Source organism: Dyella amyloliquefaciens (genome assembly GCF_004296575.1).
GTDB lineage: Bacteria > Pseudomonadota > Gammaproteobacteria > Xanthomonadales > Rhodanobacteraceae > Dyella > Dyella amyloliquefaciens.
In genome coordinates, this window is sequence record NZ_SAYT01000004.1 from 178,509 (window position 1) to 197,886 (window position 19,378).

The window sequence follows — 19,378 nt, forward strand, 5'->3', positions numbered from 1 at the left end:
GTTGTTCTTACTGTAGGAGCGCATCCAGTGCGCGAAAGCCAGTCAAAGCGGTACATGGCAAGCCTGCGGTCGCGCACTGGGTGCGCTCCTACATGGCCATGCTTTACGAACGCAGCCCCACGCCGCGCTTGAGCAGATGCAGCGCCACGCCGGAAAGGCCGATCACGAACACCAGCATCACCGCGAACGCCACGCCGATCTGCACGTCGCTGACGCCAAGCACGCCGAAGCGGAACGCGTTCACCATGTACAGGATGGGGTTGACCATCGAGATGCTGCGCCACGGTTCGCCCAGCAGGTCCACCGAATAGAACACGCCGCCGAGATAGGTGAGCGGGGTGAGCACGAAGGTGGGTACCAGCGCGATGTCGTCGAACTTCTTGGCGAACACGGCATTGACGAAGCCGGCCAGCGAGAACACCGTCGCGCCCAACAGCACCGATAGGAAGGTGATGATCGGGTGCACGACATGCAGGTCTGTGAAGAACAGCGCGATCAGCAACACCAAAGCACCGACCACCACGCCACGTGTCACCGCGCCGGTGACATAGCCGAGCAGGATCACCCAGTTGGGCATCGGCGACACCAGCATCTCCTCCACCGCGCGGCTGAACTTGGCGCCGAAGAACGAGCTGGAGATGTTGCCGTAGCTGTTGGTGATGATGCTCATCATCACCAGGCCGGGCACGATGTACTGCATGTAGGTGAAGCCATGCATCTGGCCGATGCGGCTACCGATCAGCTTGCCGAAGATCACGAAGTACAGCGTCATCGTGATGGCGGGCGGGATCAGCGTCTGCGTCCAGATGCGCATGATGCGCACGATTTCGCGGCGGACGATGGTGTTGAGCGCGACAAGGTTCGCGGCGCCATTCATGCGACTTTCTCCACGTTGTCCTTCGTGGTTCGGCCGTTCTCGACCAGTCGCACGAACAGTTCTTCCAGACGGTTGGTCTTGTTGCGCATCGAGGTCACCGTCATGCCCTGGGCGGACAAGGTGGCGAACAACGAGTTGAGGTCGTGCGAGCGGGCCATCTCCGCCTCCAGCGTGTGCTCATCGATGCGACGCAGCGTGATGCCCGGGATGACGGGCAGCTCGACGGGTACGTGATTGATGTCCAGCACGAAGGTTTCCACGTCCAGCGAGGCCAGCAGTCGCTTCATCGAGGTGTTCTCCACGATGGTGCCGTGGTCGATGATGGCGATGTTGCGGCAGAGCTGCTCGGCTTCCTCCAGGTAATGCGTGGTAAGAATCACCGTGGTGCCGGCGGCATTGATGCCGCTGACGAACTGCCACATCGAACGACGGATCTCGATGTCCACGCCCGCGGTCGGCTCGTCGAGGATGAGCAGCTTGGGCTCGTTCATCATCGCGCGGGCGATCATCAGGCGGCGCTTCATGCCGCCGGAGAGCATGCGCGCCTGGTGCTGCGCCTTGTCCCACAGGCGCAGCTCCTTGAGGTACTTCTCAGCACGTTCGGCGGCGATCTTCCGCGGAATGCCGTAGAAGCCCGCCTCGTTCACGCAGATGTCGAACGGCTTCTCGAACTGGTTGAAGTTGATTTCCTGGGGCACCAGGCCGATCAGCTGCATGGCCTTGCCACGCTGCTTGTTGACCGAGACGCCGAACACCTCGGCGTCGCCACCGGAGGCGTTCACCAGGGAGGACAGGATGCCGATCAGCGTCGATTTGCCGGCGCCATTGGGGCCGAGCAGGGCGAAGAAATCGCCGGGCTGGACCGTGAGACTGATGCCCTTGAGGGCTTCGACGCCATTGCTGTAGGTCTTGCGCAGGTTGTTTACGACGAGCGCGGGTGTGGAAGAAGGGGACATGAGCTGCACCGGAGGGGCTAGCCTTTTATTATACGGGGCTTGCCCGGGCCGTCCGGCCTGGCGTCGCGATCACATTGTTTCCCGGGAAAACCTTCATGGCCGACCATTTCCAGCTCCGTCTCGTCGACAGCACCATGCTGGCGCCCACCGTGCGTCATATGGCGTTTGAGCGAGCGGATGGCCAGCCCTTGGCCTTTGTGCCCGGGCAATTCCTGCAGATCCATTTCCACTACGACGACGGCACGGCCACCAAGCGCAGCTACTCGGTGGGCACAGTGGGTGATGGCTCCTCTCCGACCCAGCGCATCGAGATCGCGGTGAGCTACGTGGAAGGCGGTGCCGCCACCAAGCTGCTGGGCGAGCTGCCGATCGGTGGCGTGATCGACGCCAGCGGCCCCTATGGCCGCTTCTGCCTGCAGGCCGGCGACACCAACGGCCGCTACATCCTGATGGCCACCGGCACGGGCGTCACCCCCTACCGCGCCATGCTTCCGCAGATCGCCGAACTGGTGAAGCAAGGGCGCGAGGTGGTGCTGCTGTACGGTGCCCGCAACGAGGTCGAGCTGCTGTACGGCGAGGAATTCGAAGCCTTCGCCCAGGCCAACCCCGGCTTCACCTTCCACGGCTGCCTGAGCCGCCAGGCCCGCGAAGTGCCCCGCCCGAACGACCGCTCTGGCCACGTCCAGAACGTGCTGGCCGAACTCGCCCCCAGTGCCGAACGCGATATCGCCTACCTGTGCGGCAACCCCAACATGGTCGACGCCGCCTTCGCCGCCCTCAAGGAATTCGGCCTGCCGGTGGCGCAGATCCGCCGCGAGAAGTACATCTCCTCACGTTGAGTCGCGGGAAGTATTTCTAAACCATTGCCTAACAAGGCCCTCAAGTTCGCCTGAGGCTGGCCGCTAACGGTTCAGCCCAGGCGACGCCCTTCGCCGTTCCCAATCCGCCATCCCCGGGTCGATTTCCCGACACCCGCCAAAAGCGTGACGCAGTTCACGCTGTGAACACCTGCCCGGGATTTCGATATCAAGCCCCTGTCGGCCACGCCGATAGCTCCAAACAGTACCCCTCCATTCCCCTGGGGTACGGAAGGGGCCGTTTATGAAGGGCTGGAATCGCTTTATCTGGGTGGTTGTTGCCGTCGCCTTGGCGCTGGGCGCACGCGACGTGCGTGCCGCGGGAGGCTCGATGGCCTTTAACGGGATGATCGCTGCGCCGACCTGCGGTCCGGACATGGACCAGCCGTCTCAAGGTAGCCGTTGGCATCGCTGTGGTGAGAGCCAGCCCGATGCGCAAGGCGTCACGGCTTCGCCTTACGTACTTGCCAACTCGCCACTTGCTGGTGGCGAGCTAGCATCCGACCGACTGGTGGCGTATCTCGCCGGTTACCTGGCTTCGGCCGGCGTTGCCCCCGGAGAAGCGCGTCTGATTACCCAGACGTTCGAATAAAACGTCACTGATAGGACATGGTGAACGTGATGACGGCCTGTACGGCACCGGCTTTGGTAGTCGCGGCCGTCTGGTAGTACTGCGCCACGTAGGGAAGCGACAGGGCCTGGCCGGTGGCGGTGACGGCAGTCTGGGCGGTACCTCGGACATTCACGCCGGTACCTGATGTGTTGGTCAGCTGCACGCCAATGCCGGTGGCCGGGGTCTTGCCTGTAATGGTTGTCGCATTGTTGATCACCCCGGTCGTCGTCGTGTTCGCGTTGGTGGCGCTCATGGTCACCGTAGCCTTGGTGCCGGGCTGGCACGAGAGGTCGATCGAGAACGGCGTGGCACCCGCCTTGGACCCGACGCCCGTGAACAGCTTGAGCGCCACGGTGGGCAGGTTGACGTTGAGATTCTGCGAAGCGATCGACACGCTGCAGCCAATGGTAGTGACATTGGCGTTCCCAATGCTCAGCGACGCGAAGTAGGGCTGGGTCGCGCCGATACCATAGATGTACCAGGCGAACTGCATCAGCTGAAGGCTGGTGACTGCGATACCTGGCGTCACCGTCCCGGTCTTGATGAATTGCGCGGTGAACCTTTCGGAAACGGTGCCAGAGCCTGTCCCGAGGTTGGTTGACGATGGGACGGTTACCGCCCCCGGTTCAAAACCCCGCGAGCTGTTGGGGCCGCAGCGGATACACGCGTTGTCGGACGCCTGGACCGGCGTTGCAGTGAGTTTCACGCCGATGCCGGGAACATTCGTGGCAAAGACGATGCCGGCATTCCCGGTCGGGTTGTCGAGTGGATCGGCTGGCGCAAGATTGCCTGCCTGGATCGTTGCCGTGTATGCGTATTGGGAGTTGCCGCTGACCGGAAGCCCCGTACAAGAGAAGGTGACGGACACGCTCTGCGCCGAGCCCAGCAGCGTACCGACCGGGTCCGTGGTCTTCACGGTGAAATCGGGAAGGTTGATGGTGGGGCTTGAGCTGCTGCAGTTTTCCGCGAGCAGCGACGGGCTCCAGCACAGGAACAGCAACAGCAAGATTGCAGTCGACCAGCGCATGAATCGCATCGAGCCATGTTTGTCCGTTTTCATGTACCACTCCTCGCCATCGCGACCGGCTTGCATGCGGCCTCGAGCTGTTCAAAGGCGACGGCCGTGCCGTCGCCCTTCTTGCGCGCTTTCATCGCATAGGGGAACGAGCAGCCGTGGGCTGTACCGTCATCATCGTTCCAGCGCACGCTGAGTTCACCCGCATCATTGACACCCCGCACCAGGATCTGGCCGGCCTGGCCGACGACGCCCAGCATCTGGCCCTTCTCATCCGTCACGGTTGCACCGAATGGAACCGCCTGGCCGTCGGCCTGGGTCGCCTTCACGATCATGCTGCGGCCGCTGCTGGTCTTGAATTTCAGCAATACCACCGCGCCGGCATACGGAGCGGACTGCGCGCTCGTTTCCTCAAGCTGCACATCCAGCGGTAGGCCCTTCGGATTGAGCTCTACGGTGTTGAGCGCGTATGGCGTGAGAAAGGGCACCAGTGCGTGGCCGGAGCGGTCCACGCGCAGCCCGGGCGTACTGGAGACCTGCGCACCCGCGGCGTCCGGCGCCACCACGATGCCCACCGAATCGCCGATCTGCTGACCGAAGCTGATGCCGCCGGGATAGGCGACCACGCCGCCGTTCGCGCTGAATGACGCCTGCGAATAGCCGCTGCCGCTACCGTAGCTTGCATTGAGCTGCGCATAGGAGGAGCGATAGCCGCCATACAGGCTGCCGGCCGTGCCAGCGCTGTCGCCGTGGGAGGCGTTGGCGCCGTAGCTGAACTGGTTGTCGTGCCCGGCAATGCCGTTGACCGCTGCCTGTTCCAGCATGTCGCCACTGGCGTCACGGCTGAGGTTGGCAGTCAGGTTGGGCGAGTGCGGCGTATGACCCAGGGGCAGTGTGAAATTGATGAAGTACTGGTTGCCGTAGTGACCCAGCGAGTCGCGCACGCGCGACGCCGAGACGCTGTAGCCCAGTCGCTTGAACGAGTTGTTGTAGCCGACCTGGAATTGCACGTCGGTGCGGGTCTTGTTCCAGTAATCCAGCGCCGAGGCGCTGGCGTAGATTGCACCATGGCCGTTGAGCTGCTGGTTGAGCGAGAGGTCGAAGCGGCTGCGTTGGCGATAGAGCTGATTGGTTGCCGGGTTGACTGTGTCGTAGCCGAGCAGCACGCGTCGCTGGGCCGCGTTGAGCACGTTGGCCTGATACGGGTCGAATGAGTCCAGGTTGGCCAGCAACTGCGGGTCGGTGCCCGCCGCGTAGAGCCCGCCGCGGGCATAGTCGCGGGCCAGCAAGGCATCGCGCAGGCCGAGAAAGCCGCTCGTCGAATAGCGATACGTGGCCACCGACAGCGAAGTCTGGGTGCTGGGGATGATCTTGCTGTAGCTCAGGCGCACGCTCTCGCCCGTCATGCTCGACTGTCCCGGAATGCTTGTCCGAGCACCCGTAATATCCATGGCAAGTGCGCCATAACGGGTATTGAGTGCGGCGCCGACCAGTGCGGAGGCGTAGCCGGTGGAGCCCACGATGCCGCCATAGCCGGTCACCATGTTGGTCATGCCGCGCTGGATGGTCGCCTGCAGCAGCGCGGGAGAGTGCTCCATCGACACATCGTTCACGGCACCGGCGGCGATGTTGAATCGCATCACACCGGGGCGAAGCAGCTGGGGCACGGAGGCGTAGGGAACGCTGAAGGTCTTCACTCGACCGTCGGCCTCGGTAACGGTGACCTGAAGGTCACCACCATAGCCGGTGGCATACAGGTCGTTGAGCTCGAACGGGCCGGGCGACACCGTGGTCTCGTAAAGCTGCACGCCATTCTGTCGAACCGTAACGCGGGCATTGGTATCGGCGACGCCACGAACGGTGGGTGCATAGCCACGAAGTGAATCGGGCAGCATGCGGTCGTCGGTGCCGACATTGACGCCACGGATGCGAATGCTGTCGAACATGTCGCCACTGGTGTATGCGTCACCCACGGTCAGCTGCGCTCGCCAGGACGGCAGCGCGCGACGGAGGTAGGTGTCGATGCTCTGCCACTGGCGGCGCGATGGCTGGCCGGCTGCCGCTGACTGCCATGTCAGGTTGGCGTCCTCGCGCAGTTGCCACAGGCCGACATTCACGCCGAGGTTGAGGCCCAGATAGGCATTGGTCTGACTGATGCCTGCATTGGTGCTGTGATAGGCATTGAAGTTGTAATTCAGCAGCATGGCCGCTACGCCGGCGTCCCAGTTCTCTGGGCTCACGTAACCGCGCGGGCGGTAGCCAAGCCACGCCTGGGGCACGGTCGCGTCCAGGCGCAGCTCCGACTGGTCGAACTTGATTGTGCTGCCGGGGATCAGCGCTGTCAGGTCGGTGCAGGTGCCGTCAGCCAGCGCCGCTTGGGCGTCAACCGAAAGCTTGTCCCTGGGGAGCGACATCATCCTGAGCAGTTCGGGAGTCACGCATGGCAGGGCGCTAGCGTCGGGGCTCGGAGCAGCAAACTGCACATCGCGGCGACCGACCCATTCGTTGTTGAGATAGACGTCGACACGGTAAGCGCCAGGCATGACGGGATTACCGCGTTCGAAACGCGAAAGGTCCGTGGTGTTCTGCCCGGCGCCGGACAGCATGCTGCGGTCGAACTCCACCGCCGTGGCGTCTGCCGTGGCCGAGGAGGACGGAGCAGACGCCGGTGACGCGGCGGCCACGCACGAGGGCGCTGCTGCCAGCAGAGCGCAAGCCACCGCCAGGCCGAGCGCCTGTCGACGGCAGGCACCAAGCCGGTATCGCGCCGTAACGCTATTCGTGCTGGCGCAGCCTGCCGTCACTGACCCAGCGCAGCCGAGGTCGGCGAAGCAGCGCCGAAATCATTGATGCTTTCAAAGTTGACCGGCGTGCCGGCAGGTAGTGCCTGCTTCAGGTTGTGCACGGGCATCTTCAGCTCCGACATTGGTGCGACCATGCCGGGTTCGGTCGAGTACGAACTGCCGCTCGCGCCAAGCGCCAACGACGAGATGCTCACGAAGTAGGGCGAAGGATTCTTCACGACTACGGCATAGCCGCCGTTGTCGGTGACTAGCGAAAAGCGCATCAGGGACGGTGCCTTGGCCGGTTCGACTGCCAGGCCCGATGGCCGGTAGAAAAGTTTCAGCCGCGAACGGATCGCGAACTGCAGATAGTTCTGCTCCGCATCCGGACCATTGGGCTTGGGCGGAACCTCGAGCACATTGAGCCAGAACACCGACTCACGGTCGGTTGGTAGCTGCTCGTGGGTAAAGATGATGCGCAGGCTCTGGTCCTTGTGGGCCTCCATGCGGAACAGGGGCGGCGTGATCAGAAACGGCGTATCGACCTTGTCCGGCGTGGAATGGTCGTCGCCACGATCGATCCACGACTCGACCAGGGCCGGACGGTTGTTGTCATTGGTGAGGCGAACGGTGACTTCACCATCCTTGGCCGGAAAGATGACGCGCGTGCCGATGACCTGCACGCTTGCGTGGGCGAGCGTGGCGAACTGGCACAGCACCAGCAGAGCCGCGACCAGGCCGCAGCGAACACGGATAACCATCGTTGGGTTGCCTCTCGAATGGGATGAGGCGCCGCGGCCCCTGCCACCGCGTGGCGCTGCGGCCATTGCGGCCGCAGACGCCTGCGCGTCTTACTTACTGGTAGTTGATGGTGAAGTTGACGGTCGTGTTGACCGAACCGGCGCCCACCGTACCGCTCTTGTAGTACTGCGCGAAGTACTTCAGGGTCGCAGCGTTGCCGGTGATGGTTGCGCCATGCGAGTTCTGCGTGGCCGTCGTCAGGTTGTTCAGCACAATGGCCGAAGCGTCGTCGGCATTGAGCAGCTGGACTTCGACGCCGCCCGCGGGGTTAGTGGCCGCAATATTCTTCAGGTTGCCGTCGGACTGGATGTTGGCGCCATCGAAGAAGCTGACGGCGGTCTTGCTGGCGAGCGAGGGGTCGCAGCTGGCCAGGTTGAGTTGGAACGCGGTGCGGCCGGCTACGTTCGAGGTGCTGAACGCGCTGGTCGACACGGTCGGCAACTGGACGGTGACGGCGCTGCCCACGCCGGCGCTGCCGGTGATGGTGCAGGTGGTGCTGGCCACGGTGCCGCTGACGGTGATGGTGCCGTCGGCGGCCTGGGCCGACTGCGGAGCGAGTGCCACGGCGCCGAACGAAGCGGCGAGCACAGCAGAGAGGAGAAGCTTCTTCATACCCATGTCCTTTGAATTTGGATACAGCGGTTTTTGGTGCGCTTTCCGGACCACGGGCTAGCGCCCCCCGATTGCGCTTTCGCTACTGGCTCGTGCCTCTTCGGGCCGATCTCCGATCGCTTCCCTCCGCTATAGCAACCCCCGTGCCAATGTGAACTCGGTCACAAAAATGGCCGTCTGGCTGGAAAGTGAGACTTATTTGTTAATAAAGGGTGATGTTTAAGTGAGCCATAAAGGGTCACTTCCCGCTCCTTGGGAGGGGGCAAATGTGCAAATTGGGTCACATTTTCATAATCGATTGGTGCCGAAAGTCCTCAAGCTTGTTCGGTGCCTGCCGATAACCCCTGCCCCGTGTAAAGGTTGCTTGACACGATCGAGTGGCTGGGCGTAGCCTCAGTGTCAAGTCAACTTGACATGTGTCGCGACGGGCCCAAGGTCCGCTGCGGAGGGGGATGAGGGCATGGGAAGTGTGGACACCGGGCGCTGGGCGCCCATGCATACCTGGCCGGCGTGGGGACGCTGGCTGATCCTCGCGGCTACCTGTGCGCTGCTGGCCAGTGGCTTCTGGCTGATCGTGCTCGGCGGGCTGTGGCGGGTGCTGGGGCTGGTGGCGCTCGCCATGGGTATCCCGCTGTCCATTCATGCCGGACGCGCCATGCACCGGGAGCGCAGCCGTACGGTCGATCGCCGCTATGCCCGCGAATTCATGCCGGCGATGCTTATCTATATGTTGGCCATGCTCTATGTGTGGCCGCTGCAGAAGACCATGGAGCCCGGCGTGCTGAAGGTGGCGGCGGCACTGCTGCCGGTGCTGCCGATCGCCTGGCTGATCATCGCCTCGATCCGCTATGTACTGGGCCACGACGAACTGGAACGCCGCCAGCATCTCGAGGCGCTCGCCATCGGCGTCGCCATCGTGAGCGTGGCCAGCATGGTGTTCGGTTTCCTGGCGGCAGCAAAGCTCATCGTCGTGGACGCCTCGCTGGCGTTGCTGCTGGTCTATCCGGCCCTGAGCATCGCTTACGGCGTGACCCATTGCGTGCTGGTCTGCCGTAACCGGGCCGAATGAACAACCGCGTCCGCGAGCTTCGCAACGACCGCAGCTGGTCGCAGGCCGATCTGGCCGAGCGGCTCGATGTGTCGCGGCAGACCGTGAATGCCATCGAGACCGGCAAGTACGATCCGAGCCTGCCGCTGGCTTTCAAGATCGCGCGGCTGTTCGGTCTTTCCATCGAATCGATCTTCGAGCCCGGGCCGTGAGCGGCGATGGGCGCGAGTACGTGCAACCCAAATGGATGAAGGGGTAGGCAGATATGGCAATCAATGGGCGAACTGCCCTGCGTATAGGCATCGTGGCCGTGGGTCTCGCCACGCTGGGATGGAGTCACTTCCACGCACGGACGGCGGCATCGCCGGAGGTGGAGGAAACCGCAGCCACGGTTCCCGCGGCACCGGTCAGGCCGGTCAAGCCGCAGACCTGGCAGCTGGGCTCGCTTACGCTGACGCCGTGCGAGCTGGGCCAGCCCAACAGTGGGCTCTCCACCGCCGCGTGGTGCGCGCCGTTCGAGGTGCCCGAGAACCGCGACGACCCGCATAGCCGCAAGATCAAGCTCAAGCTGGCGGTGATCCGCAGCAGCGCGCAGGTGGCCAGCAAGGACATGCTGGTGATGCTCGCCGGTGGCCCCGGCCAGGCGGCCACTGAGTCGTGGCCTGGCGTAGCCACTGCGCTGCAGCCGCTTACCGCGCATCGTCATGTGCTGTTGCTCGATCAGCGCGGCACCGGCGGATCCAACCCGCTCACCTGCAAGGAAGAGAGCGCAGGTACGGAAGGCGGCGCCGACGACCTCGACGCGCATCCCGAAAAGGAACGCGAGGACATCCAGCGCTGCCTCAAGGTGCTCGCCAGCAAGGCCGACCCGCGCTACTACACCACCACCGTCGCCGCGCAGGACCTGGAAGACGTGCGCCAGGCGCTCGGCGCCCCCTCCTTCGACCTCGTCGGCGTGTCCTACGGCACGCGCATGGCGCAGCAGTACGCCATGCGCTACCCGCAGGCAGTGCGCAGTCTGGTGCTCGATGGCGTCGTGCCGAACGAGCTGGTGCTGGGCGAAGACTTCGCGCAGAACCTCGACGCCGCGCTGAAAGCGCAGTTCGCACGCTGCGAAACGAATGATGCTTGCCGAAAGCGCTTCAACGATCCGTACCAGACGCTGTACCAGCTGCGCGATGCACTGCGTGCCAATCCGCACACGGTGAGCTTCCGCGATCCGCAGAACTACCAGACGGTGCAGCGCGTGCTGAACGAGGCGTCGCTGGCCAGCGTGGTGCGCATGTTCGCCTATACCCCGCTCACGGCGGCATTGCTGCCGCTATCCATCGACGCGGCGGCGCATGGCGACGTGGGTCCGCTGCTGGGCCAGGCCAAGCTGCTGTCGGGTGATCTGTCGGACACCATGAACGGCGGCATGCAGCTGTCGGTGATCTGCAGCGAAGATGCCGACCTGCTGACGCCGCGTCCGCAGGACGCGCACACCATCCTCGGTACGCGCATGATCGACACGCTGCAGAACGTCTGCTCGGTGTGGCCCAAGGGCACGCGTCCCGACGACTTCCACCAGCCGCTGAAGACCGACAAGCCGGTGCTGCTGCTATCGGGTGAATTCGATCCGGTGACGCCGCCACGCTACGGTGAGCAGGTGGCGAAGAACCTTCCGCAGTCGCGTCATGTCGTGCTCGCCGGCCAGGGGCACAACGTGATGAACGCCGGTTGCGCGCCACAGGTCATCAAGCACTTCATCGAGGACCAGAACCCCAAGGCGCTGGACGTGAAGTGCCTCGATCGCCTGCGTGCCACGCCGATGTTCATCGACTTCAACGGAGCCACGCCATGATCGAAGTAAAGGATTTGCACAAGGCGTTCGGCACGGTGAAGGCCGTGGACGGCGTGAGCTTCAAGGCGCGCGACGGCGAGATCACCGGTCTGCTTGGCCCGAACGGCGCCGGCAAGACCACCACGCTGCGCATGCTGTACACGCTGATGAAGCCCGATCGCGGCCAGGTGCTGGTGGATGGCATCGACGCCGCGCAGGACGCGCTGGCCGTGCGCCGCCAGCTGGGCGTGCTACCCGACGCGCGTGGCCTTTACAAGCGCCTCACCGCACGCGAGAACATCGACTACTTCGCGCGTTTGCACGGGCTGCCGGAGGATCTGCTGGCCATGCGTCGCGAGGCCTTGGTGCAGGCGCTGGAGATGGAAGACATCGGCGATCGCCGTACGGAAGGCTTTTCGCAAGGCCAGCGCGTGAAGACAGCGATTGCGCGCGCGCTGATCCACGATCCGCGCAATGTGATCCTTGACGAACCCACCAACGGCCTCGACGTGATGGCCACGCGTGCGCTGCGCCAGTTCATGTTGCGGCTGAAGGCGGAGGGCCGCTGCGTGCTGTTCTCCAGCCACATCATGCAGGAGGTGGCTGCCTTGTGCGATCGCATCGTGGTGATCGCCAACGGCCGCGTAGTGGCGGACGAATCGCCCGAAGCACTGCGCGAGCAGACCGGGGAGGCGAATCTGGAAGACGCCTTCGTGAAGATCATCGGCAGCGAAGAGGGACTCGCCGCATGAACATGAATACCCGAGCGTCGCTGGGTCGCACCCGCGCCTTCCTCACCGTTTTTCTCAAGGAAGTGAAGGAAAACCTGCGCGATCGCCGCACACTCACCAGCGCCTTTCTCACCGGCCCGCTGCTTGGTCCGCTGATCCTGGTGATGCTGCTCAACATCACGCTCAATCGCGAATTCGACAAGGCGGAGAAGCCGCTGCCGGTTCCCGTGATCGGTGCCGAGTACGCCCCCAATCTGATCGCCGCGCTGAAAGTCGACGGCATCGTGCCGAAGCCGCCCATCGCCAATCCGGAAGTGGCCGTGCGCAAACAGGACGCTGACGTGGTGCTGCGCATCTCGCCGGATTACGGCAACGCGTGGCGCAAGGGTGAGCCGGTGCAGGTGGAGTTGATCTACGACTCCTCGCAGCGCGATGCGAACACGGCGGTAGCACGCGTGAGCCAGCTGGTGGAGACCTATGCGCGCCAGCAGGGCGCAATGCGACTGGTCGCTCGTGGTCTTTCGCCCGGCACGGCCTGGCCGGTGATCGCCGCCAAACGCGACCAGGCCACGGCGCAGGCGCGCGCGGCGCTGATGTTCTCTATCCTGCCGTACTTCTTCGTGCTCACCGTGTTCATGGGTGGCATGTACCTGGCGATTGACCTCACCGCCGGCGAGCGCGAGCGTCAGTCGCTGGAGCCGCTGTTCGCCAACCCGGTGCCGCGCTGGAAGATCCTGGCCGGCAAATTGGCGGCGATCTGCGTGTTCTCGGCGGCGAGCCTGCTCATCTCGCTCACGGCTTTCGCTGTGGTGGGACGCTTCCTGCCGACCGAGAAGCTCGGCATGGAGCTGGACCTGGGCCTGAACTTCGCGAGCCGCGTGCTGCTGCTGATGTTGCCGCTGATCGTGTTGCTGGCCGCATTGCAGTCGCTGGTGGCGGCGTTCGCCAAGAGCTATCGCGAGGCGCAGACCTACGTGTCGCTGCTGATGTTCGTGCCGGTGATCCCGAGCATCCTGCTCTCCACCATGCCGATCAAGGCGCAGGCCTGGATGTACGCCGTGCCGCTGCTCGGCCAGCACCTGGGCATCATGCAGCTGCTTCGCGGTGATGGCGTGGAGCCGCAACAACTGGGCCTGTGCCTGCTGGGCAGCCTGGTTGCCGCGGCGCTGGGCGTGCTGGTGACGGCGCGGCTGTATCAGTCGGAACGCCTGGCGATTTCCGGGTGACGCTTGGCTTCCTCTCCCCTCCGGGGAGAGGACTGAGGTGAGGGGCGGGTGCTCGCGAAAGAGCACCATAAAAGCCGGCTCGGATCCACGTCACCGCAAGATCGCCCCCTCACCCCAACCCTCTCCCCGGCGGGGAGAGGGAGCACCCCCGCGGTACCATGGCGTTTTCTCCCTCCGGGATACTCGCCATGCGCCGCCACCTGCTCGCCCTGGGCCTCGTCGCCACCCTCGCCGGTTGCAGCTCGCACGACAACGCCAGCACGGCCCAGGCACCCGCACCGGCGCCGGCCGCCACCGTGCCGGCGGTGCCGCCGCCGTCCACCGATGCCGACAACGCCGCGCAGCGCATGGCCAACTACGCCACGGTGAAGCTCACGGCCGATCTTTCCGGCTTCGACGACAAGCAGAAGCAGATGATCGCGCTGCTGGTGCAGGCGGCCGACGTCACCAACGACATCTATTGGAAGCAGTCGTGGGGCGACAAGGCGGCGCTGATGGCGCGCATTCCCGACGACGTCACCCGTCGTTTCGCCGAGATCAACTACGGTCCGTGGGACCGCCTCGACAACGACCAGCCGTTCGTCGCCGGTGTGGGCGCGCGTCCGCCGGGTGCCCAGTTCTACCCGGCTGACATGAGCAAGGAAGAGTTCGACAAGGCCGACCTCAAGGACAAGACCGGGCTCTACACGCTGCTGCGCCGCGATGCGCAGGGCAAGCTGGTCACCGTGCCGTATCACGAGGCGTACAAGGCCGACCTCGATCGCGCTGCCGGTCTGCTGCGGCAGGCCGCCGATCTTTCGTCCGACAAAGATTTCGCCGGCTACTTAAAGAAGCGCGCGGACGCGCTGCAGAGCGATGACTATCGCCCCAGCGACTTCGCCTGGATGTCGATGAAGAACAATCCCGTCGACATCGTGATCGGCCCGATCGAAACCTATGAAGACCAGCTCTACGGCTACAAGGCCAGCTACGAAAGCTACGTGCTGGTGAAGGACCAGGCGTGGAGCGCCAAGCTCGCTCGCTTCGCCAAGTACCTGCCCGAGCTGCAGCGCGAGTTGCCGGTAGACGACAAGTACAAGGCCGAGAAGCCGGGTTCCGACGCCGACCTCAACGCTTATTTCGCGGTGTACTACGCGGGCGATGCCAACGTCGGCGCCAAGACCATCGCGATCAACCTGCCCAATGATGAGGAAGTGCAGCTGAAGAAGGGCACGCGCCGCCTGCAGCTGGAAAACGTGATGCAGGCAAAGTTCGACAAGATCATGCTGCCGATCGCCAAGGCGCTGATCGCGGATGACCAGCAGTCGCACCTCACCTTTGATGCATTCTTCGAGAACACCATGTTCCACGAAGTGGCGCATGGCCTGGGCATCAAGCAGACGCTCACCGACAAGGGCCTGGTGCGCACCGCGCTGAAGGACCAGGCCTCCAGCTTCGAAGAAGGCAAGGCCGACATCCTCGGCCTCTACATGGTCACCAAGCTGGCCGACAAGGGCGAGCTGGACAAGGCCAAGTTGATGGACAACTACGTCACCTTCCTTGCCGGCATCCTGCGCTCGGTCCGTTTCGGCGCCAGCGACGCGCACGCCAAGGCCAACATGGTGCGCTTCAACTTCTTCCAGCAGCAGGGCGCCTTCACCCGCGACGCGACTACGGGTCGCTACCGCGTGGACTTCGACAAGATGACCGCGGCAATGAACGCGCTGTCGGCCAAGCTGCTCACCATCCAGGGTGACGGCGACTACGATGCCGCGAAGAAGCTCACCGACACCATGGGCAGTGTGGACGCCACGCTGGCGGGCGACCTGAAGCGCCTGGACCAGGCGAAGATTCCGGTGGATGTGACGTTTGATCAGGGGTTGGACGTACTGGGTCTGGCTAAGCCCTGAGCTGCCTCAACCACCTCTGTGGGAGCGCACCCTGTGCGCGACTGCGGAGCGTCAGGTTGTCGAGACCAATAGAACGCAGGTAGTTTCCTACCTGAGCTTCCGTTCTATCCGATAGGTTCATGGCCCGAACGATGCGACGTTCGGACCATGACTCCACGCTTCGGCTATCGCTCATTGCGCCACGGACGCGTTTCGCTTCCCGGTCAGATCTATCTGCTTACGACCGTTGCTGCCTATCGACGTCCGCTCTTCCGGAATGTGGAAGCGGCAAGAGCCTTGTCCCGCTGCATGCGCGAGGATTCTTGCTGGGGCGACGCCACACTCCTGTGCTGGGTATTGATGCCTGATCACTGGCATGGACTCGTGAAACTAGGGGCGCGCGACAACCTGTCCACCGTGATGAATCGCTTCAAATCCATCACCGCGAAGCGGCTCCATTGCACACAGGTGGGCCTTGTGTGGGATCGCGGCTATCACGATCGCGCCGTGCGTGCTGATGAGGATATGCGCGCCGTGGCTCGCTATATCGTCGCCAACCCGCTTCGTGCCGGACTGGTCAGTCATGTTCTCGACTACCCCTACTGGGACTGCGTCTGGCTTTGATGGCTGTTTGTAGGAGCGCACCCTGTGCGCGACAAGCCAACGAAGCGGCAGGTTAATGGCACGTGTCGCGCACAGGGTGCGCTCCCACAGAAGAACATCTCGTTACCTCGGCGCCATATCCCTAGCCTTCATCTCCAGCACCCGACCATCCGCCAGCTTCAGCGACAGCGGCGCCCCCTCCGGAAGATGGGTGCTCATGTCCCGGAGCGTACCGAAGCTGAGCGTGGTGGCCGGCTTGCCGTTGGCAGCCAGGATCGCATCGCCCTGCTTGAGTCCGGCCTGCTGTGCGGGGCTGCCGGGCATCACGTTGATGACGTCGAAGCGATCCGGATGGTCCGGCTTCTTTTCGGCGCGGAATCCGGCCATGCCGTAGTTCCATTCCGTCGCCTTCGCTCGCGGCATCAGCACCATCTGCTGGCGGCGGTAGTCGAAGTGCACGTTGAAGCGGGACAGGATGTCCTGCCCGATGTTGCCGGCTTCGCTTGGGTTGCCGGTGGCGCCGGCATCTTCGCGCGTGAGCATCGCCACGACGTTGTCGAGATGCTGCTGACCCAGCACCAGTTGCTGTGCATGGGCAACATGGGCGATGAACAGTCCGCCGACGCCACCGGTGGGAATTGGCAGTCCCGCGGCGTAGCGCGCCGAGATGCCGTTGCGACCGGCCCATTGCGGGAACGTCAGCACGTAACCGGCATTGCCGGTGTCGATGCCGAACGTGCCGGTATGGCCGTCCTGTTGGGCGGTGACCAGCGGCATGTCGTCGGTGAAGCGCAGCGCGACCGCATCACCCTTCATGGCCGCGGGTGCCTCGCCCTGGTCGTAGGGTGAGAGACGAAGCTCATCACGGTCGTAGTCGAAGGTGATCGCGAAACGCTCGAACATCTCCAGGCCAAGAATGCCCGCGATCGGTGCACCGTCGCCGCGTTCGTAGAAGCCGAACGGGTAGGGCAGCACGGTGTAGGTGAGGTCGCGCACGTGGGCATCGACCAGCGCGGTGTCGTGCACCTTGGTATACGACGTGCTCATCGTGCCGGAGCCCGAGCCGCCGGAGACGCCGTTGCCTTTCGTCGCAAAGCCCAACAGCTTTGCCGCGTCGCTGGTCAGGATCGCGTGGCCGCCGGTATCCAGGATGAAAGGCATCGGCGGACGGCCATCGATGCTGACATCCACCAGCACGATGCCGCCTTCCACACGCAACCGCGTGGTGGCCGTGCGCGCACCGTTGGCCATGGTCACGTCGCGCACCTTGCCGTCCGGGCGGCGCAGTTCGGCGGTGGGCGTGGCGTCGAGCACCTTGTAACTCTCGACCACATCGATGCTGCTGCCATCGGCGTTGCCGGCCAGGTTGGCGCTCGAGGTCTCGATGCGGAAGGGCAGCTTCAGTCCGTTCACGTCACGGTAGTCGCCATAGCGCTGCGTCACCACGAGGAACGAGCTGGGCCAGGTGGCCCGGTCGAGGCGGTGGGTGGCCGGATCGATCCACAGCGTCACCGTGCGCCCGCCCGCGGGCGTGGCCTCGATGCGCTGCCAGCTGTGTCCCTTCTCCTGTGCATCGGGCAGGACGCGATAGCTCACCGGCGCATGCGTGTCGAGAAAGCCGAAGCGACGCAGCCAGTTCTCGGTTATGCCGACCGTGCGCGCTTCGTCCGAGTCGAGCGGGTGCACGAGGCCGGTGATGTCCTCGCGCCAACGGCCCTGCGCGTCGGCGCCTTCGGCGGCGGCGAACACCTCGTTGCGCATGCGGTTGACGAACTGGCCGTTGCGAAGATCGACCAGCATGTGCCACGGCCCGGCGAGATCGTCACCGGTCTCCTTGCCATCGGCTTGCAGCGCGACGGCCTGATTCCAATGCGTACCGCCATAGGCCTGGCGCAGGGCGTGCAACAAGGTATCGGGGTCGTTGGCCGTCGATGCCAGTGCGGGCGACAGTGCGCCGGCGAGCAGCAGGCCAAGCAGCGTGCGGGCGCGATACGACATGGCAATGGCTCCTTGCTCGGGGTGGTGCCATCGTCCGTCCGGGCACGCCGGATGGCTAGGACGTAAATGGCGTATCAGGACGCCTGTTGCACGCTGTGCCGGTAGTCACGTGGCGTCTTGCCGATGACGCGTTTGAACACCCGAGCGAAGTGGCTCTGGTCGCTGAAGCCTGCCATAGCGGCCACCTCGGCGATGGAATGGTCGTGTCCGGCCAGCGCCTTGCGTGCCAGTTCGATGCGCAGGCCGCGTTGATAATCACCCACGGTGGTGCCCTGGCTGCGCTGGAAACTGCGCGCCAGATGCGAGGGATGCACACCCGCCAGCAGCGCGAGCTCCTGCAGGGAAGGTGTCGCCAGCGGATCGTCGTGCAGGCGCTGCAACACGCGTCGCAGCCAGGCCGGTCGTCGCTCGCCTTCCGCGCGACAGGCCGATGCCACCAGCTCCAGCACAGCCGACTGCAGTGCCAGTGTGGCGGCATCGTCGGTGGCGCGAAGCTCGCGCTCGATGCGGTCGAGCAGGCGGCCTGCATCGGGCAGGCGCAACTGGCGATGCTCGCGCAGCAGGCGCGACAGGCCTTCGCTCTCATCCATGAAGAACATGCTGATGCAGCGCGCGCCATGCGGACCGAAGCGATTGGCGTGCCGGTGTCCCTGCGGATGGGCGAGCAACAGGCCGGGCCGGCAATCCAGGTCGCCGCCGCTCGACTGTTGCGTGTACGCGCCGTCGGCGACCAGGCAGAGATAGCCCTCATCATGCTCATGCCAGGGCAGCACGTCGCCGGCCCTGTAAGGCGTGGCGGAGACTTGCAGGCCGTGCAGGCGACGGACCTGGTCGGGCTGCCCGTAGTTGGCGCGCTTGAGATGCTCCATGGCGCCAGTCTAGGCCGCTGCCGCCCCGGGGCATGTGCCGTCGGTCAGGCCCGTCATGCTGCAACGCGAATTGCCTCTTCAGTCCGGGCCGGCGCACATTGCACCCGCCAGGTGTTGCTGCAGGTGCCGCTTCCGCATCTCGATCGCTGTTTGCCTAGATGGAGTCAACGCAAGGGGGATGGTGCCGTGGGTAACAGCAAGGCAGCAGGGAAGTGTTGGCGCGATATCGGCGTTGCGGCGTTTGCCGCCTGCGTGGCAATCGGTGCGGTGCATGCCGAATCGTCCGAAGGGAATTCACCCTATCTGTCGGCGTTCGAATCGGCAGCCGGGGGCAAGAGTTCGAGCATGAGCGTGGAAGGCAGACTGGGCGGGTTCGTCCTCGGTCCCAACAAGCTGGTGTTCGTCGATCGCGCCAACCAGAAGCTCTGGCTCGTCACTACCAGGGATGGCTGCGAACAACCGGCCATCACCGATGATGACAGCGTGGTTACGCAGGATGCCCAGGGGCGTGTCACGTCCTGCCACTTCAAGAGCATCCAGCCGGTCAATCGCGAAAAGCTTTCGCGCATCCTGGCATCGCGCCAGAGCGATGCCGATATCTTCAGCACCCTGCCGGTACTGGGGCCTCCGTCCCACGACGCCAGCATCGATCACACGAGTGACGCCACCTCCAGCAGCAACGGGATGAAATAGCTGCGT

18 protein-coding genes are annotated in these 19,378 nt (G+C 64.2%); 10 read left to right on the forward strand and 8 right to left on the reverse strand.

What is annotated here, in order from left to right; genetic code table 11:
• Positions 1–103: 103 nt before the first annotated feature.
• Both EPB08_RS11145 and EPB08_RS11150 read right to left on the reverse strand, forming a co-directional pair.
• Positions 104–877, reverse strand: coding sequence for an ABC transporter permease (locus tag EPB08_RS11145; protein ID WP_130619168.1), 774 nt, complete (start codon positions 875–877; stop codon positions 104–106).
• Positions 874–1,833, reverse strand: a complete 960-nt coding sequence (locus EPB08_RS11150) for an ABC transporter ATP-binding protein (protein ID WP_130619169.1) — start codon at positions 1,831–1,833, stop codon at positions 874–876. The genes EPB08_RS11145 and EPB08_RS11150 overlap by 4 nt, the downstream gene beginning before the upstream one ends.
• A 95-nt stretch (positions 1,834–1,928) precedes the next feature.
• Between EPB08_RS11150 and EPB08_RS11155 the strand changes: the two genes are divergently transcribed.
• Together EPB08_RS11155 and EPB08_RS11160 are read left to right on the forward strand one after the other, a co-directional pair.
• On the forward strand, positions 1,929–2,672 hold the full coding sequence (locus EPB08_RS11155) for an FAD-binding oxidoreductase (protein ID WP_130619170.1): 744 nt from the start codon (positions 1,929–1,931) through the stop codon (positions 2,670–2,672).
• Positions 2,673–2,934: 262 nt separating this feature from the next.
• A complete protein-coding gene (locus tag EPB08_RS11160; RefSeq protein WP_130619171.1) occupies positions 2,935–3,282 on the forward strand; it encodes a hypothetical protein in 348 nt (115 codons plus the stop codon).
• 4 nt (positions 3,283–3,286) lie between these two features.
• Here the strand turns inward: EPB08_RS11160 and EPB08_RS11165 are convergent, their stop codons facing one another.
• From EPB08_RS11165 to EPB08_RS11180, 4 genes are all read right to left on the reverse strand, one after another.
• Positions 3,287–4,396 (reverse strand): fimbrial protein, encoded by a 1,110-nt coding sequence (locus tag EPB08_RS11165; RefSeq protein WP_130619172.1) that lies wholly within the window; start codon positions 4,394–4,396, stop codon positions 3,287–3,289.
• On the reverse strand, positions 4,360–7,002 hold the full coding sequence (locus EPB08_RS11170; protein WP_130619173.1) for a fimbria/pilus outer membrane usher protein: 2,643 nt from the start codon (positions 7,000–7,002) through the stop codon (positions 4,360–4,362). Before EPB08_RS11170 ends, EPB08_RS11165 begins: the two co-directional genes overlap by 37 nt.
• Before the next feature lie 116 nt (positions 7,003–7,118).
• A complete protein-coding gene (locus tag EPB08_RS11175) occupies positions 7,119–7,862 on the reverse strand; it encodes a fimbrial biogenesis chaperone (RefSeq protein WP_130619174.1) in 744 nt (247 codons plus the stop codon).
• A 94-nt stretch (positions 7,863–7,956) separates the two neighbouring features.
• Entirely contained in the window at positions 7,957–8,514 is a 558-nt protein-coding gene (locus EPB08_RS11180; RefSeq protein ID WP_165418486.1) for a fimbrial protein, read from the reverse strand.
• Between the two features lie 460 nt (positions 8,515–8,974).
• On the opposite strand from EPB08_RS11180, the gene EPB08_RS11185 reads away from it, so the two are divergent.
• The 7 genes from EPB08_RS11185 to EPB08_RS11215 all read left to right on the forward strand — a co-directional run bounded on the left by EPB08_RS11185 (position 8,975) and on the right by EPB08_RS11215 (position 15,833).
• Entirely contained in the window at positions 8,975–9,583 is a 609-nt protein-coding gene (locus EPB08_RS11185; RefSeq protein WP_130619176.1) for a hypothetical protein, read from the forward strand.
• Complete coding sequence (locus tag EPB08_RS11190; RefSeq protein WP_130619177.1) at positions 9,580–9,774, forward strand: helix-turn-helix transcriptional regulator; 195 nt, start codon at positions 9,580–9,582, stop codon at positions 9,772–9,774. Before EPB08_RS11185 ends, EPB08_RS11190 begins: the two co-directional genes overlap by 4 nt.
• A 53-nt stretch (positions 9,775–9,827) precedes the next feature.
• A complete protein-coding gene (locus EPB08_RS11195; protein WP_130619178.1) occupies positions 9,828–11,405 on the forward strand; it encodes an alpha/beta hydrolase in 1,578 nt (525 codons plus the stop codon).
• The gene (locus EPB08_RS11200) at positions 11,402–12,136 is read left to right on the forward strand and encodes an ABC transporter ATP-binding protein (protein WP_130619179.1); all 735 of its coding nucleotides are present in this window, start codon (positions 11,402–11,404) and stop codon (positions 12,134–12,136) included. Before EPB08_RS11195 ends, EPB08_RS11200 begins: the two co-directional genes overlap by 4 nt.
• 2 nt (positions 12,137–12,138) lie before the next feature.
• Positions 12,139–13,341, forward strand: a complete 1,203-nt coding sequence (locus EPB08_RS11205; RefSeq protein ID WP_130619325.1) for an ABC transporter permease — start codon at positions 12,139–12,141, stop codon at positions 13,339–13,341.
• A gap of 188 nt (positions 13,342–13,529) precedes the next feature.
• Complete coding sequence (locus tag EPB08_RS11210; protein WP_130619180.1) at positions 13,530–15,230, forward strand: dipeptidyl-peptidase 3 family protein; 1,701 nt, start codon at positions 13,530–13,532, stop codon at positions 15,228–15,230.
• 147 nt (positions 15,231–15,377) lie between these two features.
• Complete coding sequence (locus EPB08_RS11215; RefSeq protein WP_130619181.1) at positions 15,378–15,833, forward strand: REP-associated tyrosine transposase; 456 nt, start codon at positions 15,378–15,380, stop codon at positions 15,831–15,833.
• A 102-nt stretch (positions 15,834–15,935) separates the two neighbouring features.
• On the opposite strand, the gene EPB08_RS11220 is transcribed toward EPB08_RS11215, so the two are convergent.
• Positions 15,936–17,810: an aspartyl protease family protein gene (locus tag EPB08_RS11220; RefSeq protein ID WP_130619182.1), complete on the reverse strand. Its 1,875-nt coding sequence runs from the start codon at positions 17,808–17,810 to the stop codon at positions 15,936–15,938.
• Positions 17,811–17,884: 74 nt separating this feature from the next.
• Positions 17,885–18,679 (reverse strand): helix-turn-helix transcriptional regulator, encoded by a 795-nt coding sequence (locus tag EPB08_RS11225; RefSeq protein ID WP_130619183.1) that lies wholly within the window; start codon positions 18,677–18,679, stop codon positions 17,885–17,887.
• 186 nt (positions 18,680–18,865) lie between these two features.
• Here EPB08_RS11225 and EPB08_RS11230 point away from each other — a divergent pair, with 186 nt between their 5' ends.
• Positions 18,866–19,372: a hypothetical protein gene (locus EPB08_RS11230; RefSeq protein ID WP_130619184.1), complete on the forward strand. Its 507-nt coding sequence runs from the start codon at positions 18,866–18,868 to the stop codon at positions 19,370–19,372.
• Positions 19,373–19,378: the final 6 nt, after the last annotated feature.